The organism is Bradyrhizobium shewense, assembly GCF_900094605.1.
Classification (GTDB): domain Bacteria; phylum Pseudomonadota; class Alphaproteobacteria; order Rhizobiales; family Xanthobacteraceae; genus Bradyrhizobium; species Bradyrhizobium shewense.
In genome coordinates, this window is record NZ_FMAI01000008.1 from 18,370 (window position 1) to 42,924 (window position 24,555).

Genomic DNA, 24,555 nt, shown 5'->3' on the forward strand with positions numbered 1-24,555 from the left:
GGCAGACCAATACGGGCTCCGCCCCTACCCGATCGACAGAATCTCGATCTCCTGCGCGCCCGCGCCCACGACGTCACCCACCGCTTTCCCCATCAGCGACCGCGCGACCGGCGCGACGAACGAGATCGAGCCGGCCTTGGGGTCGGCTTCGTCCTCGCCGACGATGCGATAGGTCTGCACGCGGCCGTCGGTGCGGCTGAAGGTCACGGTGCTGCCGAAGGCGACCGTTTCGGTCGAGGTCGGGTTGGGAACGAGCTGCGCGGTGCGCAAGCGTTCGGTCAGGTAGCGGGTGTCGCGCAACGGCACCGCCGACTGCCGGCGCTTTTCGTTGACGTCCTCGATGGCCTGCGCGGCTTCATAGGCCTCGCGGGCTTGCTGAAGCTGCGTCTGCAACGCAAGCAGGCCTGCTTCCGTCACGAGGTTGGGATGCGGTGAGATCGGGCGATCCGGCAACAGCGTCTCGGACGCGGTTTCGGCGCTTTCTTCCTTGGTAAAGGCGACGCTCAATTCAAATATCCTGTCGAGCTCTCGCGTCTTTATTTTGACGCGTTTTCTTCACGCGAACCGGTATCCACTTCGCTTGATAACGCTTTATCTATATCTCAAGTTCGACGAAACGACGGAGCTTGAAGACGAGGTCCGGCATGGCCTGGCGGAACCGCGTCGCATTCTGGAAATTGGTCGAGAACGGCGCGAAAGTGATCATGGCGTTCCAGTGCCTGTAACCGTAGACCGTGACCGAGGCGCCGGTCGCCGGGAAATTCTCCAGCTTGCGCAGCTCGCCTAGCACGAGATCGGCGATCGCTTCTGCCGGCAACAGCTGCTTGCCATCCCGCGTCGTGGCGATTTTCGCAGGCGGCTCGACCGGTTCCACAGTGGCCGGCACAGCGGCGGGCGCATCCTCCTGCCCGGTCGACGTCGCCTCGGGGACGGGCGCCGCGACCGCGTCCGCTCCGTTCGACGGCACTGTCGGCGGACCCTCGGTAAGCGGCGGCGGTGCAACACTGTCTGCGCGCTTGTTGCCTCCAAGGATGCTACTGATCATGGCCACAAGGCCAGCATCCTTCACGTCGTCACTCATCATTCCCCCCAAGCTTCGGCCTACTCTAGCACTGCGCTCGCAGACCGCCACCGGGGATGTGAGGTCGGCAGCCGCCCGGCCAGCGCCCGTCTGGGCAGACACCGGCGGCGCGACGGCTGATCACGTCGCGCCGCTGTGCGATCCGTCACCGCTTATCGAACGGAATATATTGCTGGTACTGCTTGGGCACCGAACTGCGATAGCGCGCGGGCACGGTGCCGCTATCGACGGAGTGGTCGATTTCCTGCTGCCGCGTCATCTTCTTCTTCACCGGCTTCTTCGACGCGCTCTTCTTGGAGTCGGTCGGCTGGCTGGAAGTGTCGGTGGTTGCGCTCGGCGCCGCCGTCGTGGCCGGCGCAGTGGTTGTCGCCGCAGGCGCCGCGGTTCCGCCGGCAGCCGGCGCGGTCTGGGCCAGCGCGAGCGACGTCTGCATGATGAGCGCGAACGCCGCTGTCGCGGCCAGCAAATATGACTTTTGCATCAGAACCTCCAAATGCCTTGATCCGAATGAGGCAAGCCTAGTCCCACGGGATCGAGGCGTGCAAGTTCGCCGAGGATAGGTCGGAACCCGTGCGCGAACTGTGGCCGAGATCACAGTGCAAGCCGCCGGCTGCGTCACGATGTACCTCGCTTCGAACGCATCCGGCGTCGCGGAGACCAACACAGCATGACCCCGCGTCAGACGGGCCACGGGAACGCCGACCAAGACACGGCCGTTCCACCGTACCATTGAAGGAGATTGAAATGCGCCGCACCATCCTCACGCTTGCATCGTTCGCAACCTTGATCGCCGCATCGTTGTCGGCGGCCCCGGCCCAGGCCGGAAGCGACAGGTACTGCCTGCAGGGCCGCAACTGGGGCTATCCCGGCAACTGCCAGTTCGCGAGCTATCAGCAATGTGCGGCGACCGCTTCCGGCACATCGGCCTATTGCGGCATCAACCCGCGCTACGCGTACTCGCAGCCGTATCATTACTGATGACGTAGGTGGTGAGACTCCCTCTCCCGCAAGTGGGAGAGGGAGAGCACCTATTATGTGGCAACGATTAGCCTGACCTCTGCGTGCCGGCTCCCAATCCGCTTTCCTCGAGCCGCGTGGCGAACCAGAGCGAGAGCGGCTGATCGATTGCGGCGCTGACATACACCTCCGACATCGTCACATGATGCTTGTCCAGCACGAGCAGCACGCCGATCCAGTAGGGAAACCAGACATGCACATCGGTCAGCGCCCGCAGCTTGTGCTGGTCGTGCTCAAGCGGGGTGTGATTGCTCGCCTTGCGGATCTCCACCGTGAGCAGATTGTTCGGGATCTCGCGCTGATGCACGACGACGTCGGGGTAGATCGACTTGCCCAGATGGTCGTCGGTCGAGATGATGGTGCCGTGCGGCAGATGTAGCGTGCGCTCGCCGAGCCGGTCGAAATTGCAGTCGACCGACCAGCCGGAGAACTGCTTCTCCAGATGCACGGCGAAGCGGTGCGTGACCGCGCGCTCGCCGATGTCCTTCTCGAACAGGAAGCCCTCGTGGGCGTAGAAGTCCCGGAGCGCCGCGATCACCTTGTTCAGCTCGGTCTGCATGTTGCCCCCGGCCCATCACGCGCACTCAGTTGCGCCGCTGTCAGACCCTCATGGTGAGGAGCGCGGAACGCGCGTCTCGAACCACGAAGGCCCGTATCCCACCTGCAAGCATCCTTCGAGACGCCCGCTTACGCGGGCTCCTCAGGATGAGGGCCTGAACTCGCGGCGCGATCAGCCAGACCTACATCTGGACTTCGATCAGCCGCGGCCCCGGCTCGGCGACGGCTTCGGCCAGCGCCTTGTTGAACTCGTCGGCATTGGTGACGGCGCGGCCGGGCACGCCCATGCCTTTGGCCAGCGCGACGAAATCCAGCGTCGGACGGTCGAGCCGGAGCATGTCGTTGGCGCGCTGGCCGGGCTCGCCGGCACCGACATTGTCGAACTCGCCGCGCAGGATCTGGTAGATGCGGTTGGCGAACACGATGGTAACGATGTTGAGGTTCTCGCGGGCTTGCGTCCACAGCGATTGGATCGTGTACATTGCGCTGCCGTCACCGACCATGGTGATGACCTTGCGGTCCGGGCAGGCGATCGCGGCGCCGATCGACAGCGGCGTCGAGAAGCCGATCGAACCGCCCATGTTCTGCAGCCAGTCATGCGGCGCTGCGGCCGCCGTCGGCGGGAAGAAGCCGCGGCCTGTGGTGAGGGATTCGTCGACCATGATCGCGTTCTCGGGGATCGCACAGGCGATCGCCTGCGCGATCGAGGCGAAGGTGAGCTCGCCGGTCGGCTTGATCAGCTCCTGCACCGCATGCGGCTTGACGTCCTTGGCGCTGGCCTTGACGGCGCCGGCGAGCGCTTCGAGGGCTGCGACCGAATTCTCGCCCCACGCAGTCATGCGATGCACCTCGCAGCCCTCAGGCTTGAGCATGCTCGGCTTGTTCGGATAGGCGAAGAACGCCACGGGATCGTCGGACTCGACCAGCACGATGTGACGGAACTTGGCCAGCATCGGCAGCGCGTTCTCGATGACGTAGTGAATGCGGTCGATCGAGAAGCGGCCGCGGCCGCGCGCCATCTTCGGGCGGAAGGTCGGGCCCATCACGGTACAGCCGGTCTTGGCGGCGATGCGCTCGGCCAGCGCCAGGCCCTGCTCGCTCAAGGCGCTGCCGGTCATCAGGAGCAGCGTGCCCTCGCCGTCACCGTGCAGGATCTTCGCGGCCCGCTCGACCGCCTGCGGCGAATAGCTGGCGCGCTGCTGCTCGTCTGGGACTTCGGCGATGCCGTCGGCCTCGTTCCAGGCGGTGTCGGCGGGCAGGATCAGGGTTGCGATCTGCCCCGGCGCGCTCTTGGCGGCGGCGATCGCGGCGGCGCCGTCGGCGGCCACCGATTTGGAGTTCGGCGAGGTCCGGACCCAGGACGACATCGGCCGGGCCAACCCCTCGATGTCGGAGGTCAGCGGCGCGTTGTAGTCGATGTGATAGACGGCATGCTGGCCGACGATGTTGACGATGCCGGAATTGGCCTTCTTGGCGTTGTGCAGGTTGGCAAGACCGTTGGCGAGGCCAGGGCCGAGATGCAGCAGGGTCGAGGCCGGCGTACCCTTCATGCGATAGTAGCCGTCGGCCGCGCCCGTCACCACGCCCTCGAACAGGCCGAGCACGCAGCGCATGCCCGGGACGCGGTCGAGCGCTGCGACAAAATGCATCTCGGAGGTGCCTGGGTTGGTGAAGCAGACATCCACCCCACCCTTGACCATCGTCCGCACCAGGCTTTCCGCACCGTTCATCCCAAGCTCCCGCAACCGGCCATGTCCAAAGATCCGTCCGATCAATCATTGTTCGCTCGTCCCGTCAAAGCAATAGCCGGCATCGCGGCCCTGCCCCGCGCGGCGATACGCCGGTTTGGCTAACGGTTTTCGGCAAGCCGGCATGGTTGCCGATTTGATAACGCCTCTGCTGGATGATGTCCCTCACGGGGCCGTGGCTTGCGAAAAGCCCGCAAATATGGCCTGTGACCTTTGTTGAATCGATTTTTTGCTGGGGGAAACAATGATCCGGTTTTTTGCCGCGCCGATTGCCGCCATCGCACTACTGTCGGCCATGGCGGGCGGCGCGTTCGCCGAAGAGTTCGACTCGCGCGACATCATGGGCGGCGGCCCGAACTTCTTCCGTTCCGGTGCCAACCCGGTCCCCCGCACCACCGTCATGTATAACGGCAATTACGCCCCCGGCACGATCGTGGTGAACACCAGCGAGCGGCGGCTGTATCTGGTGCTGCAGAACGGCCAGGCGCTGCGCTACGGCATCGGCGTCGGCCGCGACGGCTTCCGCTGGGGCGGGGTCCACAGGATCACCGCTAAGAAGGAATGGCCGGACTGGACGCCGCCATCGCAGATGCTGGCTCGCCGGCCGGACCTGCCGCGCCACATGAAGGGCGGCGTCGAGAATCCGCTCGGCGCGCGCGCGATGTATCTGGGCTCGACGCTCTACCGCATCCACGGCTCCAACGAGCCTGAGACGATCGGCCAGGCCGTCTCGTCCGGCTGCTTCCGCATGACCAATGACGACGTCAGCGATCTCTACGGCCGCGTCTCGGTCGGTACCACGGTGGTGGTGTTGAACAACTAGACGCACGCTTCCGTAGGGTGGGCAAAGCCGGAGGCGTGCCCACCACTGACCGTGATTGCGGCGCGATGGTGGGCACGGCGCTTTCGCGCCTTTGCCCACCCTACGCCGCTGACCCAACAGCCACAGCCGGGAACCCGCAGGCCGCGTGAATCTGCGGTCTTGTGCGCGCGACGTGAATACGGCAGCGTCGCACGACGATGAGCGCATTGAATCTGTCCTCGGCTGCCCTTCGCATCGCCCTGCTGGCGCTCGCCGCGCTCACATGCGCGCCTGCCCCCGCGGCCACGGCGGTGGCCGGCGAATTGCCCGCTATCTCCTCGCGCCAGCGCTCCGAGAAGAAGAATTTTACGGACGGCGAGATCGTCGAGGGCTTCCTGAAGACGGCGTTCGGCGCCGAATATCACCTCGCCGGCCGCGTCGACCGCATCCGCAAATTCGACGGGCCGGTGCGCGTATACGCCGAGAGCGACCGCACCGACCGCAAGACACAGCTCGGCAAGGTCGTGGCCGACATCGCCCATCGCGTGCAGCATCTCGACATCGCCATGATCGCGACCGCCGAAGCGGCCAATGTGCGGGTGAAGCTGGTGCGCGACCGCGACCTCTTCCGCACCATCTCCAGCTTCTACGGCGCCGAGAAGGCGCGCGAGATCCGCACCTCGCTCGACCCGCAATGCCTGTCCGGCTTCCGCAAGAACGACAACTACGAGATCGAGCATTCCGACGTCATCCTCACCGTCGACAACGGCGATTTCGTCTTCCTCGACTGCGCCTATGAGGAGCTGCTGCAATCGCTCGGGCCCATCAACGACACCGCGAGCGTGCCGTGGACCATGTTCAACGACAACGTCTCGATGGGCTATTTCGACGTCTACGACCAGTACATCCTCAATCTGCTGTACGATCCCCGCATCAAGCCCGGCATGACCGTGGCCGAGGTCAAGGCGGTGCTGCCCGCCGTGCTCGCCGACGTGCGCACCTGGGTCAAGCAGGTGAATGATCTGAAGGAGTGAAGGCGCATGCTCGCTGCACCCTCTCCCCTTGTGGGAGAGGGTGGCTCGCCGCATAGCGGCGAGACGGGTGAGGGGTCTCTCTCCGCAAGTGCAATTTCATTGAGTACGCGGAGAGAGACCCCTCATCCGGCGCTTCGCGCCACCTTCTCCCACAAGGGGAGAAGGAAAAGCACGTGCGATCGCGGCGGCTTATCGCTTCAGCCTCACACCTTCCTTGCCTTCGACATCAGGAACTGCTGGCGCATCACGTTGTGTCCGGGGTCGAAATATTCCGAGATCAGCGCCTCGAACTCGGCTCGGAAGCTCTTGAGCTTGTCCGGCTCGTCCTTGTACTGGGCGACGAGCTTGATCAAAGGCCCGATCGTCGTTTCCATGGTGCGGCGGAAATGCTGCGGGCTGAGGGCGGACGGCGTCATCATGTCCATCTCGAAGGAGAGATCCTTCGTTTTCCCCGCGAGACGCTCGGCGACGATCTTCGGATCGCCCCACAACACCGGCGATGCCACGCCCTCGGGCGGAGGCAGATGGCGGCCAATCAGCGCGAACATCCGCCCGACATACAGATGCGGCGGCCAGGTGGAGAAGGCGATGGTGCCGCCGGGCTTCAGCACGCGCAGCATCTCGCCGATCGCGACGTCCGGACGCGGCGCGAACATGTGGCCGAACTGGCTGAGCACCACGTCGAACTCGTTGTCGCCATAAGGCAGGCTTTCGGCGTCGCCGTCCTTGAAGTCGACATCGAGGTTCATCAATTGCGCATGCTCGCGGGCGCGTTCAATCAGGACCGGCGACAGGTCGAGACCCCTGACCTTCGCACCGCGGCGCGCCGCCGTGATCGCGACAACGCCGGTGCCGCAGCCGACGTCGAGCAGCCGCTGACCGGCGGCAACGCCGGCAAAATTTGCGAGCCTGGCCGCGCTGGGTGTCGTGAAGACCTCCATCGGCGTGAATAGCGACCAGGCTTCCTTCTGGACTGCCTTGAAAGCTGCAAACGGGTCCTGCGCAGTCATGGAACTCTCCCTTTGCTCGAGGTCGATCTTCATGAGGCTGGCGAAGGTCGCCGAAGGTTCAACGCGGCCGCATGACAGCGACGGCACGGTCTCTCATCGTCGCAGCCCTATTGCACGAGATCGGCAACCGTGGTCGCGGCCTTCAGGCCGGTGCCGGTGAGGACTGCAACCGTGGTCTCGTTCGCCTTGATGGCGCCGGTGGCGGATAGTTTTTCCAGCGCGGCGGCAGCACTGGCGCTGGTCGGCTCGGCGAACAGGCCTTGCCGCGCGAGGCGCCGCAGGGCGGCGACGATCTCGTCCTCAGTCAGCGCGACGGTGCCGCCGCTGCTCTCGCGCAAGGCCGCGATGATCTCGCGAAGGCGCAGCGGGTGCTTGATGGCGGTGCCTTCGGCGATGGTCTTGTTCACTTCGCGCGCGACAGGCGTATCGACACCGGCCTTGAAGCTCGCATCGATCGGCGAACAGTTGAGCGGCTGCGCCGCAAACAGCCGCGGCAGCTTTGCGATCTGGCCTGCCTTCAACAGCTCGCGGAAGCCGAAGGCGCATCCGAGCAGGCTGCTGCCGGCGCCGACGGGAACGATGACGTTGTCGGGCGCGCGAAAGCCGAGGTCTTCCCAGATCTCATAGGCGAGCGATTTGGTGCCTTCGAGGAAGAACGGCTGCCAATTGTGGCTGGCATAGAAGGTCTGGCTCGACTGGCGGATCGCCTCGGCTTCCGATTCCTCGCGCGGGCCCTCGACGAGCTGCACCGCGGCGCCGTAGGCCCGCACCTGCGCGATCTTCGCCGGAGACGTCGAGGCCGGCGCCAAAATCTTCACGCGCATGCCGCCGGCGGCACCCAGCCCGGCCATCGACGAGCCGCCATTGCCGGAAGAATCTTCGAGAATGGCGTCGACGCCGATCTGCCGCAGGAAGGACAACATCACGGCCGAGCCGCGATCCTTGAAGCTGCCGGTCGGGTTGAACCATTCGAGCTTGAAAAACGGCCGCAACTCGCCCCAATCCTGCTGCACCAGCGGCGTGCAGCCTTCGCCGAGCGTGACCGGGGTCTTGATCTCGACCGGCAGCGCCGCCCGGTAGCGCCAGAGCGAACGCGTGCGGCCGTCAATGTCCTCGCGCGAGATCCCCGCCCCCGGCGTCACCAGAAGCGGCGTGCGCTCGTCCGAGCACCAGCGCGGCTGGTCGAGCGGGTAGAGCTTTCCGTTGCGGGGGTCGATGTAGCTGGCGGGCATGGGGGTCTCCGGGGCGGGCAGCCGATCCAGTCGATATGTCTGAATATGCGGGTTTTATCCAGTCGCTCGTTGGAACGCCGGCGAGCCCCTGCCCCTTCAAAAATTCAAGCAATTACATATATATACGGCGTAGCGCGGCGTCCTTCGTCCCTCCGGGCGAGCGCGGGAACGAACCTCGGGACCAGACGCCACGATTAACTTGTCTGTCGCGTCTTGCCGCTACAATATGTTGGATTGAGCTTGCGTCGCCGATGTTCCGCGTCGGCAACGCGACCGAGCCAGGCCCGTCCGAGCGGCGGGCCGTTGGCTTTTTAGGAGTTTGGTCATGAGCCGCGCGAACCGTACCGACCACATCCGCCTGACTTCGCATCCGGAGCCGGGCCGGAAGTCCGCCTTCCCGATCCACTGGGGCGCCACCGAGGCGCGCGCCCGCGGACCGATCATCGGCACGGTGTCGCGCGCTGGGGATCGCAACGTGATCGGCAGCCATGGCGGGTCCTATGCGATGTACCGCGCGCTCGCGGTCTCCGCCGGCGCGCTCGATCCGATTCGCAGGCCCGACCTCACCAACACCTTTCCGGCCGCGACCATCGGGCCGTTCGAGCAATGGCGGGATCCCACCAAGATCGTCGCGCTCGATCCGTGGGGGCATCTGGTCGCCGAGAATTTCGGCAAGGAGATCGCAGAAGGCTCCGACATCCGCCCGAGCATCGCGGTGACGCGGGCGCGGCTGGACCTGCCGGAGATCCGCGAGGCGCTGGCCGCAAAGCGGCTGCGCGCCGACGGCGAGGTCGTGCATGCCAATGGCAGCGTCTCCGTCGTGAAGATCGCGATCGATCCGGTCTGGTACCTGCCGGGGCTTGCGGCGCGCTTTGGCACCGCTGAGACCGAGCTGCGGCGCACGCTGTTCGAGCAGACCGCCGGCATGTTCCCCGAGCTCGTGACGCGGCCGGACATGAAGGTGTTCCTGCCGCCGATCGGCGGCACCACGGTCTACATGTTCGGCGATGTGACGAAACTGCCGGACCATCGCACAAAGATCACCTGCCGCGTGCATGACGAGTGCAACGGCTCCGACGTGTTCGGCTCCGACATCTGCACCTGCCGGCCCTATCTGATCCACGGCATCGAGGAATCCGCACGCGGCGCGCAGGAGGGTGGGCTCGGGCTCGTCGTCTACAACCGCAAGGAAGGCCGCGCGCTCGGCGAGGTCACCAAATTCCTGGTCTACAATGCGCGCAAGCGCCAGGAGGACGGCGATGCGGCCGCCGCCTATTTCGAGCGCACCGAATGCGTCGCCGGCGTCCAGGACGCGCGCTTCCAGCAATTGATGCCGGATACGATCCACTGGCTGGGCTTGAAGCGCATCGACCGCTTCCTGTCGATGAGCGACATGAAGCACGACGCGCTGACCTCCCAAGGCATCGACATCGTCGAGCGCGTGCCGATCCCTCCGGAGTTGATTCCCGCCGACGCCTATGTCGAGATCGCCGCGAAGAAGGCGGCCGGCTATTACTCGACCGACATCGCGCCCGAGAAGGACGTGGACGGCGTGGTCGGACGTTCGCTGGAAAAATACTGATCGCGCGATGGCGGAGGCTTTGGAATTGCAAGCACGCTCCCTGCTCACCGCAGATGCGGTGCGCGCGCGGGCCGGGCAGATGCTGGAGATCGGCCTTGCCGGCGGCTTGAGCCACTTCACGATCGATCTCGACCGGATGGATGGCGTCGCGGAGGCCGTGCTCGCGGTGACGCGAAAAGCCTATCCGGCGCTGGAGATTCCCTTCCATGCGCGCTGGCGGCATTTTGTGCTTGGCGGCGTCGACCGCTGGGCGAAGCTTGCTGACGCTGCTTCGTGGCCGGACCGCGCCGCGCGGGCGCGCGCGGAGTTCGACCTCGCCATCGTCAGCGTGCTGCTCGATGCCGGCGCGGGCGCGGCCTGGCGCTATCGCGATGCCATGAGCGGCGAAAGCATCGGCCGGTCCGAGGGGCTGGCGATCGCCAGCCTCGACATGTTTGCGAGCGGCCTTTTCTCGGGCGATGCGCGCGCGCCATTCAGAGCCGATGCCGAGGTGCTGGCAAAACTGCCCCTGGCATCCCTCACCTCCGCCTTTCAGGTGAGCGATGCCAATCCCCTGGTCGGGCTGGAGGGGCGCACCGATCTGTTGCGGCGCCTTGGCCGGCACGTCGCCGAGCGCGCCGACGTTTTCGGCTTGAATGATACGCCGCGCCCGGGCGGCCTGTTCGACCACATCGCGGCGCAGGCGAATGGCGGCGCCGTTCCCGCGCCCGCGATCCTGTCGGCGGTGCTGAACCAGCTCGGGCCGATCTGGCCCTCGCGGCTCGAGCTCGCAAAAATTCCGCTCGGCGATTGCTGGCGGCATCCGGCGATCAAGGCGGACGACGGCACGGCGGGCCTCGTGCCGCTGCACAAGCTGTCGCAATGGCTGAGCTATTCACTGATCGAGCCGCTGCAGCGCGCCGGCCTCGATGTGACTGACATCGACGGCCTCACCGGGCTTGCCGAATACCGCAATGGCGGCCTGTTCGTTGATCACGAGGTGCTGCGCCTGCGCGACGCCGCGGATGCCGAGCGCGCACATGCGGTGGACTCGCTGCTCGTGGTGGAATGGCGTGCGCTGACGGTCGCGCTGCTGGACCGGCTGGCCGAACTGGTTCGCACAAAACTCGGCCGCACGCCCGAAACACTGCCGCTCGCCAGCATATTGGAAGGCGGCACCTGGGCCGCGGGCCGCGCCATTGCCTTTGCGCGCCGGCCCGATGGATCACCCCCGCTCAAGGTCATCAGCGACGGCACGGTTTTTTAAACCCTCTCCCCTTGTGGGAGAGGGTGGCTTCGCGAAGGCGAAGCCGGGTGAGGGGTTCTCTCCGCGAACCCATCTCTCAGTGAAGTTCGCGGAGACAACCCCTCATCCGGCGCTTCGCGCCACCTTCTCCCACAAGGGGAAAAGCGAAGAAGCGCCGGCTCGTTGCATTTCAACCAACGCGCATTTCGTTAGGAGCGTTACATGGAAGGCGTCACGATCGTCGATCATCCGCTGGTGCAGCACAAGCTGACGCTGGTGCGGGACAAATCGATTTCAACAAAGTCGTTCCGCGAGCTGATCAAGGAGATCGGCATGCTTCTTTGCTACGAGGTGACGCGCGATTTGCCGCTCGCGGATACCGTGATCGAGACGCCGCTGGCGACGATGCATTCGGCCAAGATCGCCGGCAAGAAGCTGGTGTTCGTGCCGATGCTGCGCGCCGGCACCACCTTCGTCGACGGCATGATGGACCTGGTGCCGACCGCGCGCGTCGCCCATATCGGGCTCTACCGCGAGCCGCACAGCTTTGCCGCGGTCGAGTATTTCTTCAAATCACCATCCGACCTCGGCGAGCGCCTCGCCATCGTGGTGACGCCTGTCGTCGCGACCGCCAACACGGCGGTGGCCGCGATCGACCGGCTGAAGGAGCGCGGCGCCAAGGACATTCGCCTCGCCTGCCTGATCGCAGCGCCCGAAGGGCTCGAGCGGCTGCGCGGATTGCATCCGGACGTTCCGATCTGGACTGCTGCGGTGGATGAAGGCCTCGACGAGAACGGCTTTATTTTGCCGGGCCTCGGCGACGCCGGCGACCGCGCTTACGGGACGCGGTAGGAGAAGTTCACACCTTCCCGCTGCCGCAAATCCCCTTCAGTGACTGCCATTCCTTGTCCGTCAGCAACGGCGGGCCGCTGGTGGGACGATCCTCTTTCGTCATGCGGGCGAGACGATCCTCGGTCAGCGGATGGCTGGCGAGGATATTTGTCAGGCCAGAGCCGCCCTCCTTGCCGGTGATGCGGAACATCAATTCAGCCGCAGGCTTCGGCGAGCGGCCGAGCTTGTGCATGATCTCGATCGCGAACGTATCGGCAGCGTTCTCGGCCTCGCGCGAATAGGAGGCTTCGACGACGGTGCGCGAGGCAAAGATCACGGCGGATGAGCCGGTCACGTCGCCGAACAACAGGCCGATCAGGAACGAGGTGCCACCGTTGTAGATCAGGCTGCGCATGTTGTCGTAATGCTTGAGGTGACCGAGCTCGTGGGCCAGGATGCCGGCGAGCTCGTCGGGGTTCTGCGCCTTGTCGAGCAGGCCCCTCAGCACGTAGACCTTGCCGCCGGGCAGCGCGAACGCGTTCGGCACCGCGGTCGGCAGCACGCCCGCCGTCATGGAATCGTCGTCGAGGCCGGCGGCATCGCGCAGGCGGTTGACCAGCTTGGTGAACGCGGCCTTGCCCGCGGGGTCTTCGCACACGCTGCGGCCAAAGATGGTCTTCACCTGGACTTCGGAGGCGTCGCCGATGCGCCGCTCGATCGGTTTCGGCACCAGCGGCGCGAGACGGTCGGCGGCGAGCGGCACGCCGAATAGCACGACGCAGACGATGGAGACGGTGGCGGCGACCGACCAGCCGATGATTTTTGCGACACCGCGGCGCGAGGTCCGGTGCTCGTCGAGATGGGTGCAGCGGACGGTCACGTCTGCCGCGAGTACAGCGTCGCGGATCTCGAGCCGCGCCAGCGGCGGCGCCGTGGTGCAGGCCAGACGCAAAATCCCGGGCGGACTGTCGGCGCGGCGAATGTCGGCATAGGACCAGCAAACCGGCGTTCCGCCCTCCTCACGGATCTCGAGCGCATCGGCGAACGCCAGCGTCACCTGCCGCCGGCGGCTCGACGTGCCGTCGAAGAAGATGGTCGGCTTGGCGGCCTGCGCCGGGGCCTCGGCAAACACGTCACTCACAGCTCAGAATCCCGCGACATCGAGCCCGTCGGCAAAACCTTCGCCGAGCGCGCTGGCAAGCTGACCGCTGCCGCGCACATCCGCCGCGGCTCCGATATTGTGCACCTCGACGGTCTCCAGCACCTTGGCCCAGAGATCACGCTGAAGATAGACCCGCATGACGATGTTGATCGCAAGCGCCAGCGCGAGATAGCCTGCTACCATCATCACCACCATCGGGATGCTCCTGGCGGCATTGTCGGAGCCGAACACCTGATCGGCGGGAACGCCGCTCAGCTGGACAACCAGCAAGGCGGAGCCGCCGAGATAGGCGGAGAACACCATCGAGAGCAGCGTCCACCAGCCGATCACCTTCCAGTACAGGCCGTAGAAGGCATCGTGCGGCAGGTCCGAAGACAGGCTGACGCCGCCGATGCGGATGCCGTCGAGCCACCAGCGCCATTCGCGCGCCTTGAATTCCGCATAGAAGAACGGCGCGAGCGGGAAGATCACCAGCGCGATCGGGCTGAGCAGCCACAGCCACCAGCCACGCTTGAAGAAGGTCCAGCCGTTGCCCTCGAAATCGCCGCGGAGATCGCCGTAATGGGTGTGCTGCATCTTATAGCGTTCGAGCGCGGCCGCGCGCCAGGGCAGCGCCAGGCCGAGCGTCAGGAACACCAGCAAGCCCCACGCCATGGCGCGGAACGAATAGGCCCAGCCCGAGCCGTCCATCCAGAAGCGGACGCCGCGCCAAACGGTGCGCGTCAGCCGGTAACGTCGCGCGCGAAAAATCGCGAACTGGCCGAAGGCGTAGAAGCCGATGAACAGCGGCGTCGAGGCAAAACCCTGCCAGCGCTCGAACTCGATGCCGATCAGGAAGTAGGCGAGGTAGATCGGCACCAGGATCGCGAGCGCGAACAGGAAGCCGACCAGCAGCTCCTTGGCGCGGCCGGTATATTCGGCGGCATCGCCGTCGATCGCGGTGTTCGCCCACAGATGACGGCGGATGTCGGTGACGAGCCAGAACCGGTAGAAGCCGAAGGTGACGAGTTCCAGCATGGCACCCTTGGTGACCATTTTCCGGAACTCGGAGCGGTCACCGCTGAAATCGACCCGCGTGGGCGGCAGCGGCGGCGGTAAGGGCTCGGAGCCGATCGGCGTCCATTGCATGTCGTTCACGGCGGCAACCTCGGGATGCGGTCTTGATCGGGTCAAACTATAGATCAGAGGTTGGTCGGCCCCCAAGATGGCGGGGTTCGATTTACCTCGATTCCAGTCGGTTTCTGTCACGATTTCACGACAAACGGTGTGCGGAGGGTCACGTTGACAGAAGTCCCGTAGCCCGGCCACGCCCAAAGGTTGGATGTGACAAAACTCTCCCTTGCTCCGGCGCAGACAACCGGCTGTAATTGCAAATCAAATACCGCAGCGCAGAATTCAACGAGAACGCGCGGTTCATGCCAGGGAGAGCGGTCATGCATGGGACCATCGAGAGCGCGGCAAAGCTCGACGCATTGCGCGAGCGCGCCAATTCACTGCCGCTGGAGCAGTACGATCCGGGCGATCCGGAACTGTTCAGGACCGATACGTTCTGGCCGTATTTCGATCGGCTGCGCCGGGAAGATCCCGTGCACTACTGCAAGGACTCGATGTTCGGGCCGTACTGGTCGGTGACGCGTTACAACGACATCATGGAGATCGAGACGAACCACGCAGTGTTCTCCTCGGCGTCTTCGCTCGGCGGCATCACCATCCGCGACATCGATCCGGACCTGCGCCGCGAGAGTTTCATCTCGATGGATCCGCCGCGCCATGCGGCGCAGCGCAAGACCGTCGCGCCGATGTTCACGCCGACGCATCTGGACAACCTCGCCCTGAACATCCGCAAGCGCTCGGCCGAGTGCCTGGACAATCTGCCCCGCGGCGAGGTGTTCGACTGGGTCGACCGCGTCTCGATCGAGCTCACCACGCAGATGCTGGCGGTGCTGTTCGATTTCCCCTGGGAGGACCGCCGCAAGCTGACGCGCTGGTCGGATATTGCCACCACGATTCCCGGCCCCGACGGCCTTGTCGCCACCGAGGACGAGCGTCAGGCCGAGCTGACCGAATGCGCCGGTTATTTTGCGCGGCTGTGGAAGGAGCGCATCGCGCAGCCGCCGAAGAGCGACCTGTTGTCGATGATGGCGCATGGCGCCGCGACGCGCGACATGGACGCCAAGAACTTCCTCGGCAATCTCGTGCTTTTGATCGTCGGCGGCAACGACACCACGCGCAACACCATGTCGGGCTCGCTCCACGCGCTGAGTCAGCATCCGGAACAGTATCGCAAGCTGCGCGAGAACCCCGCACTGCTCGATAGTTTCGTCCCCGAGGTGATCCGTTGGCAGACGCCGCTGGCCCATATGCGGCGCACCGCGCTCGCCGACTTCGAGTTCCGCGGCAAAGAGATCAAGAAAGGTGACAAGGTCGTGATGTGGTACGTCTCGGGTAACCGCGACGAAGAGGCGATCGAGAAGCCCTACGACTTCATCATTGACCGCGCCCGTCCGCGCACGCATCTCTCCTTCGGCTTCGGCATCCACCGCTGCGTCGGCCTCAGGCTTGCCGAACTCCAGCTCAAGATTATCTGGGAGGAGATCCTGAAGCGGTTCGATCATATCGACGTGGTCGGCGAACCCAAGCGGGTCTATTCGAGTTTCGTGAAGGGTCTGGAAGAACTGCCGGTGAAGATTGCGGCATGAGTTAACTCCCTCTCCCCGCTTTCCGCCTCCGCCAAGGCTTCGGCGGAGAAGGCGGGGCGAGATGAAGAACCAACTGGAGCCACGACGATGAACATCCAAGCGCCGGTTAAAGTGGACAAGGCCGAACGCATGCGCAGGGCACGCGAGGAGGCCTATGCGACGCCGTTGGCGCAATTCCACCCCGGCGCGCCCAGGCTGTTCCAGGACGACACGCTGTGGCCGTGGTTCGAGCGGCTGCGCAAGGAAGAGCCGGTGCACTACTGCACCAACGCGCCGATCGAGCCGTACTGGTCGGTGGTGAAATACAACGACATCATGCATGTCGACACCAATCACGGCATCTTCTCCTCGGACTCGACGCTCGGCGGCATCTCGATCCGTGACGTGCCGGAAGGCTACGACTATCCGAGCTTCATCGCGATGGACCAGCCGAGGCATTCGTCGCAGCGCAAGACGGTGTCGCCGATGTTCACACCGACACATCTGGACGAGCTGGCAAAGCTGATCCGGCAACGCTCGCAGACCGTGCTCGACAATCTGCCGCGCAACGAGACCTTCAACTTCGTCGAGCGCGTCTCGATCGAGCTGACAACACAGATGCTGGCGACCCTGTTCGACTTCCCCTGGGAGGAGCGGCGCAAGCTGACACGCTGGTCGGACGTTTCGACCGCGCTGCCCAAGAGCGGCATCGTCGCCTCCGCCGAAGAGCGCCGCCGCGAGATGGACGAGTGCTACGCCTACATGTCCAAGCTGTGGAACGAGCGCGTCAACTCGGCACCGCGCAACGATCTGCTGTCGCTGATGGCGCACAACGATGCCACGCGCCACATGGACCCCGACAACCTCATGGGCAACATCATCCTGCTCATCGTCGGCGGCAACGATACCACGCGCAACACCATGACCGGCTCGGTGCTGGCGCTGAACGAGAGCCCGGAGCAATACGACAAGCTGCGCGCCAATCCGGAGCTGATCGACTCGATGGTGCCCGAGGTGATCCGCTGGCAGACGCCGCTGGCGCATATGCGGCGCACCGCGCTTGCCGATACCGAGATCGGCGGCAAGCACATCAGGAAGGGCGACCGCGTGGTGATGTGGTACGTCTCCGGCAACCGCGACGAGGAGATGTTCGACAAGCCGAACGACTTCATCATCGACCGTCCGCGCCCGCGCACCCACCTCTCCTTCGGCTTCGGCATCCACCGCTGCGTCGGCATGCGCCTCGCCGAGCTGCAGTTGCGCATCGTCTGGGAAGAGATGCTCAAGCGCTTCGACCGCATCGAGGTGGTCGGCGAGCCCAAGCGGATCTATTCGAGCTTCATCAAGGGATACGAGACGCTGCCGGTCAGAATTCCGGGCTGATTGCGTTTCCGCGGCACACTCGACTCTCTCCCCTCACCCTGAGGAGCCTGCGAAGCAGGCGTCTCGAAGGGCGAGGCCACCAGCCGGGCCTGCATCCTTCGAGACGCGCGCAGGGGCGCGCTCCTCAGGATGAGGGGCAAATACCCCAGCTATAAAATTTCGGCATGACAGCTCGCGCCAGATGCGAAGGCAAGGCGGCGCCTGACTGTTCTACGACGTCAGCGCATCTAACTCAATTTGATGTCCCAGACGCCTTCCTTGCGGCAGGCGGCGACTTCCTCGCGCAGCAGCGCCGTGACGGCGAGCGAGGCCGTCGAGACCGGGCGGTCGATCGGAGAAGCGAAAATGAGCTCGCGCGTCATCGGCTTGGATACCGGCGCGGTTTCCAGCCGCCCGTCCGCGACCTCGCCGTGGACCGACGACGGCGGCAGCAGCGCGAAGCCGAGGCCCTCCTCGACCAGGCTCGTCAGCACGCGAAACGAATCCGCCTCGAGCTGGACGTCGAGCTTGATCTTGCGCTGCGCGGCCGCGTGCTCGATCAGCGCGCGGAGGCCGTGGGAATGACTGGGCAGCACCAAACGTTGCCGCAGCAGCCAGCCGATGTCGACGCTCTTCTTGCGGGCGAGGCCGCAGCCGCGCGGGCCGACCGCGACGATGTTGTCGCGCCCCAGGCTCTCGACGTTGAGATGCAGATCGGCCGAGCGGCCGTAGAGGATAGCGAGATCCATCTCCCCGCGATGCAGCCATTCGACGAGATGGCCGCTGTAGCTCTCGACGATGCGCAGCGAGATGCCGGGGAATTTTTCGACGCAGCACCGCGCAAAGCGTGCCGACAGCACGCAGCTCACGGTGGGAACGAGGCCAAGCACGACCTGGCCCGACGGCGGCCCCTTGGACGACTGGATGTCGTCGCGGATCTGGTCGATCTGCCGCACGATGCCGGAGGTGCGCGCCAGCAGCAGCCGGCCGGCTTCGGTCAACACCATGCCGCGGCCGTTGCGGGTGAACAGCTCGGTGCGCAGCTCGTGTTCCAGCAGCTTGATCTGCCTGGAGAGCGCCGGCTGCGCCACGCGCAGCGTGTCGGAGGCCTTGGACAGGCTGCCGAGCTCCGCCACGCAACTGAAGGTCCTGAGCTGCCGGAAATCCATGCTTGCCAATCCTGGAAGGCTACTCCATACGCTATAACAAATGAGCATAGGGGGCTGGCGTTGTTTTCACAACGCCTGAGGATCGGCCGGCGTTATCTTAACTGCCGCTAAGAACTGGAAACGCCATGAGTGAAGAACACCACACCGAAGATTACGCCGACATCCGCGAAGCCGTCGCCAAACTCTGCGCTCAGTTCCCCGGCGATTATTGGCGCAAACTCGATCGCGAGATGGCCTATCCCAAGGCGTTCGTCGACGCTCTGACAGCTGCCGGCTATCTCTCGGTGCTGATCCCCGAGGAATATGGCGGCGCGGGGTTGAAGCTGTCCGCGGCGGCCGCGATCCTCGAAGAAATCCAGCGCGCGGGCTGCAACGGCGGCGGCTGCCACGCCCAGATGTACACGATGGGCACCGTGCTGCGGCACGGCAACGCCGAGCAAAAGGCAAAGTACCTGCCGAAGATCGCGAGCGGCGAACTGCGCCTGCAGGCCTTCGGCGTCACCGAGCCGACCAGCGGCACCGACACCTCCTCGCTCAAGACCTTTGCGCGCAAGGACGGCAACGACAGCTACATCGTCAACGGCCAGAAGATCTGGACCAGCCGTGCCGAGCATTCCGATTTGATGGTTCTGCTGGCACGGACCACGCCGAAGGAGCAGGCCAAGAAGCGCACCGACGGTCTTTCAGTGTTCATCGTCGACATGCGCGAGGCCAAGAACAATGGCCTCGAGATCCGCCCGATCCGCACCATGATGAACCACGCCACCACCGAAGTGTTCTTCACCGATATGAAGGTGCCGGCGGAGAATCTGATCGGCGAGGAAGGTAAGGGCTTTCGCTACATCCTCTCCGGCATGAACGCCGAGCGCATCCTGATCGCCGCCGAATGCGTCGGCGACGCCAAATGGTTCATCGCGAAGGCAACGAACTACGCCAAGGAGCGCAGCGTGTTCGGCCGGCCGATCGGCCAAAATCAAGGCATCCAGTTCCCGATCGCCAAGGCCTATGCCTCGATGCGCGCGGCCGAGCTGATGGTGAAGGAAGCCACGCGCAAATACGAGGCCGGGCTCGACTGCGGCGCGGAGGCCAACATGGCCAAGATGCTGGCGGCCGATGCGTCCTGGGAGGCGGCGAACGCCTGCATCCAGACCCATGGCGGCTTTGGCTTTGCCGAGGAATACGACGTCGAGCGCAAATTCCGCGAGACGCGGCTCTACCAGGTGGCGCCGATCTCGACCAACCTCGTGCTCTCCTTCGTCGCCGAGCATGTGCTCGGCATGCCGCGCTCGTACTGAGGCCACCATCATGGGAGCACTTGACGGGATCAGGGTGATTGCGGTCGAGCAGGCGGTGGCGGCGCCGTTCTGCTCCTCGCGCCTGGCGGATGCCGGCGCCGAGGTGATCAAGATCGAACGGCCCGAAGGCGACTTCGCCCGCGGCTATGACGCGGCGGCCAAGGGCCAGAGCAGCTATTTCGTCTGGCTCAACCGGGGCAAGCAATCGGCGGTGGTCGATCTCGCGACGAAGGAAGGCTGTGCCGAGCTGGAGAAGCTGATCGCAAGCGCGGACGTACTGATCCAGAACCTCAAGCCGGGCTCGATGGACAAGCTCGGCTTCTCCCGCGAGCGGCTGCTGAAGGACTATCCAAGACTGATCTCCTGCACCATCACCGGCTATGGCGACGAAGGTCCCTACGCGCATCGCAAAGCCTATGACCTCCTGATCCAGGCCGAGAGCGGCCTTGCCTCGATCACCGGCAATCCCGATGGCGCCTCGCGCGTTGGCATGTCGATCGTCGACGTCGCGACCGGCGCCACCGCGCATGCGGCGATCCTGGAAGCGCTGATCGGGCGCGGGCGCACCGGCAAGGGCTGTGACATCCGCATCTCCATGTTCGACGTGATGGCGGACTGGTGCACCGTGCCGCTGCTCAACTCCGAGGCCGGGAATCCACCCAAGCGCATGGGGCTGCGTCATCCCTCGATCGCGCCCTATGGCGTGTTCACCTCGAAGGACGGCAAGGACATTCTGATCTCGATCCAGAGCGAGCGCGAGTGGAAGACGTTGTGCGCGAAGGTGCTGGATCAACCCGATTTGCCCGCCGATCCCCGCGTCGCCAACATGGTCGAGCGCGTGCGCAACCGTGATTTCACCGATACGACGGTGGCGGACATTTTCGGCAAGATGACGCGCGACGAGCTGCTCAAGCGGCTGTCGGACGCCGACATCGCCTTCGCCGAGGTCAACACCATGGCTGACCTCGCCAACCATCCGCACCTGCGCCGCATCGAGGTCGACACGCCGCAGGGACGTGTCAGCTATCCCGCACCGGCGCCGATCATCGTCGGCGAGACGCGGGCTTACGGCGCCGTGCCCGCCATCGGCGAAAATCCAAAGTCCAAGAAGTAAGAAGAGCGAGGCGTCATGACCGAGAAGCTCGACATCGATCATCTCAGGCAATGGATCGGCCGCAGCACGGAGGCGACCGACATCGTCACCGCGCAACTCGTGATGGGTCTGCGCGCGACGCTGTTCCAGGACGTCGGCGAGCCCAAAACGGGCGACGCCGCGCCGTTCACGGTGCATTGGTGCCTGGCGCAGCCGGTGTTTCCGATGTCGATGTTAGGGCCCGACGGCCATCCCACCCGGGGCGGCTTCCTGCCGCCGGTGCCGCTGCCACGCCGGATGTGGGCCGGCGGCGAGATCGAGTTCCTGCAGCCGCTGCGCGTCGGGGATGAATCGACGCGGACCTCGCGCATTGCCGACGTGCAGGTGAAATCCGGCTCGACCGGCACGCTGTGCTTTGTCTCGGTCGAGCACAGCATCTCCTCACCACGCGGCGTTGCCATCCGCGAGCGGCAGGACATCGTCTATCGCGAGATGACGAGCAGCGCGCCCGCTGGCGGCAAGGCCTCGCCCCCGCCGCCGAAGGCGCAGCACCGCGAGACCCATGTCTCCGATCCCGTGCTGCTGTTTCGTTATTCCGCACTGACCTTCAACGGCCACCGCATCCATTACGACCGCGACTACGTCACCAAGGTCGAGGGCTACCCCGGCCTGATCTTCCACGGCCCGCTGCAGGCGGCGCTGATCATCGAGATGGCCGCGAAGCTGCACGGCGGCAAGGCGCCGAAGAAGTTTTCGTATCGCGGCCTGCAGCCGCTGTTCGAGGGCACCGAGTTCTCCATCAACGCCAGCGAGACCGAAGCGGGCATGGAGCTGTGGACCGCGAATGCGGAAGGGCAGCCGACGATGAAGGGCACGGCGGTGTGGTGAAAGATACACCGTCATTCCGGGACGGTCCAAAGGACCGGACCATGGTGCGCAATTGCGCACCTGAGAATCTCGAGATTCCGGGTTCGCTTCGCGCCCCGGAATAACGGCTCAATAACAAGCATTCGAGGACGGAAACCATGGCCAAGAACGGCAAGACCGGCGGCAAGACCGGCAGCAAGTCCGCCACCGTGAAGCAGGCGACCCTCGATCTGCTGCGCTCCCTAGGCATCGACAAGGTCTTCGGCAATCCCGGCTCGACCGAGCTGCCGTTCCTCAGCGACTGGCCCGACGACATCGACTACGTGCTGGCGCTGCAGGAGGCCTCCGCGGTCGGCATGGCCGACGGCTACGCGCAGGCGACGCGCAATGCGGGGTTCGTCAACCTGCATTCCGCCGCCGGCGTCGGCAACGCGCTCGGCAACATCTACACCGCGCATCGCAACCAGACCCCGCTCGTGATCACCGCGGGCCAGCAGGCGCGCTCGATCCTGCCGCTGCAGGCCTTCCTCTATGCCGAGCGCGCCTCGGAATTTCCGCGGCCCTACGTGAAATACAGCGTCGAGCCGGCGCGGCCCGAGGACGTGCCGGCCGCGATCGCGCGCGCTTATTACACCGCGATGCAGCCGCCGTGCGGGCCGACCTTCGTGTCGATCCCGATCGACGACTGGGCGCATGCCTGCGCGCCGATCGAGGCGCGCAAGGTCAGCCGGGAAATCGGCCCCGATGCTGAGCCGATGAAGGCACTCGTCGCCGCGCTCAGTTCCGCAAAGCACCCGGCCCTCGTCGTCGGCCCCGGAATCGACCGCGCCGGTGCGGTCGACCTGATGGTGCGCGTCGCCGAGAAGGCGAAGGCCAGCGTCTGGGTCAGCCCGTTCTCGGCGCGTTGCTCGTTCCCCGAGCGGCATCCGCAATTCGCCGGCTTCCTGCATGCCTCGCCGGCGCAACTGTCCGATGCGCTGCGCGCGCATGATCTCGTCGTCGTGATCGGTGCGCCCGTGTTCACCTTCCATGTCGAGGGCCATGCCGCGATCTTCGATGGTAGCGCGACGATTTTTCAGATCACCGACGATCCGGATGCCGCGGCGGTGACGCCCGTCGGCACCAGCATTGTCGCGACGATGAAGCCGGCACTCAGCCTGCTGCTCGACCTGCTGCCGGAGAGCAAGCGCGCCACGCCGAACGGCCGCACACTGCCGCCGGCGCCGCAAGCCTCCGATCCGCTGCCGGTCGAGTTCCTGCTGCACTCGCTGTCGCAGGCGATGCCGGATGGTGCGTCAGTCGTCGAGGAGATTCCTTCGCACCGGCCGGCGATGCAGAAATTCATACCGATGCGCGGCCAGGATTCTTTCTACACCATGGCGAGCGGCGGCCTCGGCTATAGCCTGCCCGCCGCCGTCGGCATGGCGCTCGGCAAGCCGAGCAGCCGCACGGTCTGCCTGATCGGCGACGGCTCGGCGATGTACTCGATCCAGGCGCTGTGGACCGCCGCGCAGCGCAAGCTGCCGCTCACCATCGTCGTCATCAACAATTCCGGCTACGGCGCGATGCGCTCATTCAGCCAGGTCATGCAGGTGCGCAATGTGCCGGGGCTGGAGCTGCCGGGGATCGATTTCGTGAAGATCGCCGAAGGCATGGGATGTCACGCGGTGCGGGTGACGAAGGCGGCGGAGCTCGGCGAGGCGCTGAAGCGCGGGATGGCGTTCGAGGGGCCGAGCCTGGTGGAGGTCGTCGTGGATTCGGCGGTGCCGGTACTGTACGGGCAGAAGCATTGATCGTCGTCCCTGCCTAGTGCGCAATTGCGCACGGGGCGCAGGGACCCATACCGCGTGATCTATCGGTAAGGCGCGGTGTCAGTACCGCGGGCAAAAACACGACCAGTCTTCGCCAAACTTCTCCCTGGGGTTATGGGTCCCCGCGTTCGCGGGGACGACACTGAATTTGTGGTGCCACCTCATCACTACGACGCCAAAAACCCCCCGTCCGCCGCCAGCACGTGCCCGACCACATACGACGACGCATCCGACGAGAGCCACACCACCGCCTCGGCCACCTCCTCCGGGCTCCCCATCCGCCGCAGCGGCAGGCCGGCGCTGACGGTTGCGACGTCGCCGACGCCGGCGCGGAGCATCATGTCGGTGACGACGCGGCCCGGCGCGATCGCGTTGATGCGGATGCCGCGCGGGGCGTTCTCCAGCGCCGCCGAGCGCGTCAGCGAGATCGCGGCGGCCTTGGAGGCCGAATAGAGCGAGAAGCCGGGATTGGGATTGCGCACGCCGCTGACGGAAGCGTTGACGACGATGCTGCCGCGCCCTTGCGCCAGCATCGCCGGCAGCTGGTGGCGCAGGCACAGGAACAGCGCGCGGACATTGGTGTCGAACACGCTATCATAGATCTCCGTCCCCTGCTCTTCCAGCGGCGCGCGGCGCTCCTGGAAGCCGGCATTGTTGAAGGCGACGTCGAGCCGGCCGCAACGTTCGATGGCGGTGCCGACCAGGCGCGCGACGTCGTCCTCGCGCGTGATGTCGGTCTTGAGTGCGATCGCCTCCGCGCCGAGTTCGCGGCAAGCGGCGGCGGTCGCCTCGAGCTCGGCCTCGCGCCGTCCCGCCACGATGATCGCCTCGGCGCCTTCGGTCGCCATCCGCAATGCTGTGGCGCGGCCGATGCCGCTGCCGCCACCCGTGACGAGGCAGACCTTGCCATTCATCCGCTGACCTGCCGGCAAAGCTCCGCTCATGGCTCACTCCAACACCCTTGCGCGCGCCGTTGCGTGCATATAGTTGTATGATAC

The 24,555-nt window shown here is 65.3% G+C and carries 23 protein-coding genes; 12 read left to right on the forward strand and 11 right to left on the reverse strand.

Translation table 11 applies throughout. The features are described from left to right. Positions 1–24: 24 nt before the first annotated feature. The 3 genes from greA to GA0061098_RS16800 all read right to left on the reverse strand — a co-directional run bounded on the left by greA (position 25) and on the right by GA0061098_RS16800 (position 1,562). On the reverse strand, positions 25–507 hold the full coding sequence (gene greA, locus GA0061098_RS16790) for a transcription elongation factor GreA (protein WP_091957902.1): 483 nt from the start codon (positions 505–507) through the stop codon (positions 25–27). Between the two features lie 88 nt (positions 508–595). Further along, positions 596–1,081: a hypothetical protein gene (locus GA0061098_RS16795; RefSeq protein WP_091958792.1), complete on the reverse strand. Its 486-nt coding sequence runs from the start codon at positions 1,079–1,081 to the stop codon at positions 596–598. A gap of 145 nt (positions 1,082–1,226) precedes the next feature. After that, on the reverse strand, positions 1,227–1,562 hold the full coding sequence (locus GA0061098_RS16800; RefSeq protein ID WP_091958796.1) for a hypothetical protein: 336 nt from the start codon (positions 1,560–1,562) through the stop codon (positions 1,227–1,229). 263 nt (positions 1,563–1,825) lie between these two features. Between GA0061098_RS16800 and GA0061098_RS16805 the strand changes: the two genes are divergently transcribed. Further along, positions 1,826–2,059, forward strand: a complete 234-nt coding sequence (locus tag GA0061098_RS16805; RefSeq protein WP_028140385.1) for a DUF3551 domain-containing protein — start codon at positions 1,826–1,828, stop codon at positions 2,057–2,059. A gap of 67 nt (positions 2,060–2,126) precedes the next feature. Here the strand turns inward: GA0061098_RS16805 and GA0061098_RS16810 are convergent, their stop codons facing one another. Together GA0061098_RS16810 and GA0061098_RS16815 are read right to left on the reverse strand one after the other, a co-directional pair. Further along, positions 2,127–2,657 (reverse strand): hypothetical protein, encoded by a 531-nt coding sequence (locus GA0061098_RS16810; RefSeq protein WP_091957907.1) that lies wholly within the window; start codon positions 2,655–2,657, stop codon positions 2,127–2,129. A gap of 181 nt (positions 2,658–2,838) precedes the next feature. Further along, positions 2,839–4,386 (reverse strand): acetolactate synthase large subunit, encoded by a 1,548-nt coding sequence (locus tag GA0061098_RS16815; protein ID WP_091957911.1) that lies wholly within the window; start codon positions 4,384–4,386, stop codon positions 2,839–2,841. Positions 4,387–4,648: 262 nt separating this feature from the next. Between GA0061098_RS16815 and GA0061098_RS16820 the strand changes: the two genes are divergently transcribed. Both GA0061098_RS16820 and GA0061098_RS16825 read left to right on the forward strand, forming a co-directional pair. Continuing rightward, positions 4,649–5,227: a L,D-transpeptidase gene (locus GA0061098_RS16820; protein ID WP_091957915.1), complete on the forward strand. Its 579-nt coding sequence runs from the start codon at positions 4,649–4,651 to the stop codon at positions 5,225–5,227. 197 nt (positions 5,228–5,424) lie between these two features. Beyond that, entirely contained in the window at positions 5,425–6,240 is an 816-nt protein-coding gene (locus tag GA0061098_RS16825; RefSeq protein ID WP_091957919.1) for a DUF2927 domain-containing protein, read from the forward strand. 203 nt (positions 6,241–6,443) lie between these two features. Here GA0061098_RS16825 and GA0061098_RS16830 read toward each other — a convergent pair whose 3' ends face one another. Both GA0061098_RS16830 and GA0061098_RS16835 read right to left on the reverse strand, forming a co-directional pair. Beyond that, positions 6,444–7,250 (reverse strand): class I SAM-dependent methyltransferase, encoded by an 807-nt coding sequence (locus GA0061098_RS16830; protein WP_165637411.1) that lies wholly within the window; start codon positions 7,248–7,250, stop codon positions 6,444–6,446. Between the two features lie 107 nt (positions 7,251–7,357). Then, positions 7,358–8,482 (reverse strand): threonine synthase, encoded by a 1,125-nt coding sequence (locus GA0061098_RS16835; RefSeq protein ID WP_091957926.1) that lies wholly within the window; start codon positions 8,480–8,482, stop codon positions 7,358–7,360. Between the two features lie 325 nt (positions 8,483–8,807). Between GA0061098_RS16835 and GA0061098_RS16840 the strand changes: the two genes are divergently transcribed. The 3 genes from GA0061098_RS16840 to upp all read left to right on the forward strand — a co-directional run bounded on the left by GA0061098_RS16840 (position 8,808) and on the right by upp (position 12,141). Continuing rightward, positions 8,808–10,064 carry a GTP cyclohydrolase II gene (locus GA0061098_RS16840; protein WP_091957930.1) on the forward strand — a complete coding sequence of 419 codons (1,257 nt, stop codon included), beginning with the start codon at positions 8,808–8,810 and terminating at the stop codon, positions 10,062–10,064. A 7-nt stretch (positions 10,065–10,071) separates the two neighbouring features. After that, positions 10,072–11,310 carry a URC4/urg3 family protein gene (locus tag GA0061098_RS16845; RefSeq protein ID WP_091957934.1) on the forward strand — a complete coding sequence of 413 codons (1,239 nt, stop codon included), beginning with the start codon at positions 10,072–10,074 and terminating at the stop codon, positions 11,308–11,310. 201 nt (positions 11,311–11,511) lie between these two features. Next, entirely contained in the window at positions 11,512–12,141 is a 630-nt protein-coding gene (gene upp / locus GA0061098_RS16850) for a uracil phosphoribosyltransferase (protein ID WP_011089974.1), read from the forward strand. A gap of 7 nt (positions 12,142–12,148) precedes the next feature. Here upp and GA0061098_RS16855 read toward each other — a convergent pair whose 3' ends face one another. After that, the gene (locus GA0061098_RS16855) at positions 12,149–13,261 is read right to left on the reverse strand and encodes a M48 family metallopeptidase (protein ID WP_091957938.1); all 1,113 of its coding nucleotides are present in this window, start codon (positions 13,259–13,261) and stop codon (positions 12,149–12,151) included. A 3-nt stretch (positions 13,262–13,264) separates the two neighbouring features. Continuing rightward, the gene (locus tag GA0061098_RS16860; RefSeq protein ID WP_165637412.1) at positions 13,265–14,419 is read right to left on the reverse strand and encodes a YjgN family protein; all 1,155 of its coding nucleotides are present in this window, start codon (positions 14,417–14,419) and stop codon (positions 13,265–13,267) included. A 296-nt stretch (positions 14,420–14,715) separates the two neighbouring features. On the opposite strand from GA0061098_RS16860, the gene GA0061098_RS16865 reads away from it, so the two are divergent. Together GA0061098_RS16865 and GA0061098_RS16870 are read left to right on the forward strand one after the other, a co-directional pair. Then, positions 14,716–15,981 carry a cytochrome P450 gene (locus GA0061098_RS16865; protein ID WP_091957943.1) on the forward strand — a complete coding sequence of 422 codons (1,266 nt, stop codon included), beginning with the start codon at positions 14,716–14,718 and terminating at the stop codon, positions 15,979–15,981. A gap of 87 nt (positions 15,982–16,068) precedes the next feature. Beyond that, positions 16,069–17,343 carry a cytochrome P450 gene (locus tag GA0061098_RS16870; protein WP_091957946.1) on the forward strand — a complete coding sequence of 425 codons (1,275 nt, stop codon included), beginning with the start codon at positions 16,069–16,071 and terminating at the stop codon, positions 17,341–17,343. Positions 17,344–17,570: 227 nt separating this feature from the next. Here the strand turns inward: GA0061098_RS16870 and GA0061098_RS16875 are convergent, their stop codons facing one another. Then, positions 17,571–18,491: a LysR substrate-binding domain-containing protein gene (locus tag GA0061098_RS16875; protein WP_091957950.1), complete on the reverse strand. Its 921-nt coding sequence runs from the start codon at positions 18,489–18,491 to the stop codon at positions 17,571–17,573. A gap of 125 nt (positions 18,492–18,616) precedes the next feature. Here GA0061098_RS16875 and GA0061098_RS16880 point away from each other — a divergent pair, with 125 nt between their 5' ends. The 4 genes from GA0061098_RS16880 (at position 18,617) to mdlC (ending at position 23,539) form a co-directional block, all read left to right on the forward strand. Further along, on the forward strand, positions 18,617–19,786 hold the full coding sequence (locus tag GA0061098_RS16880) for an acyl-CoA dehydrogenase family protein (protein WP_091957955.1): 1,170 nt from the start codon (positions 18,617–18,619) through the stop codon (positions 19,784–19,786). A gap of 10 nt (positions 19,787–19,796) precedes the next feature. Continuing rightward, a complete protein-coding gene (locus GA0061098_RS16885) occupies positions 19,797–20,900 on the forward strand; it encodes a CaiB/BaiF CoA transferase family protein (protein ID WP_165637413.1) in 1,104 nt (367 codons plus the stop codon). Between the two features lie 15 nt (positions 20,901–20,915). Then, complete coding sequence (locus tag GA0061098_RS16890) at positions 20,916–21,767, forward strand: HTD2 family dehydratase (RefSeq protein WP_091957962.1); 852 nt, start codon at positions 20,916–20,918, stop codon at positions 21,765–21,767. Between the two features lie 137 nt (positions 21,768–21,904). Next, on the forward strand, positions 21,905–23,539 hold the full coding sequence (gene mdlC / locus GA0061098_RS16895; protein ID WP_091957966.1) for a benzoylformate decarboxylase: 1,635 nt from the start codon (positions 21,905–21,907) through the stop codon (positions 23,537–23,539). 185 nt (positions 23,540–23,724) lie between these two features. Here the strand turns inward: mdlC and GA0061098_RS16900 are convergent, their stop codons facing one another. Continuing rightward, positions 23,725–24,501 (reverse strand): SDR family NAD(P)-dependent oxidoreductase, encoded by a 777-nt coding sequence (locus GA0061098_RS16900; RefSeq protein ID WP_091957971.1) that lies wholly within the window; start codon positions 24,499–24,501, stop codon positions 23,725–23,727. Positions 24,502–24,555: the final 54 nt, after the last annotated feature.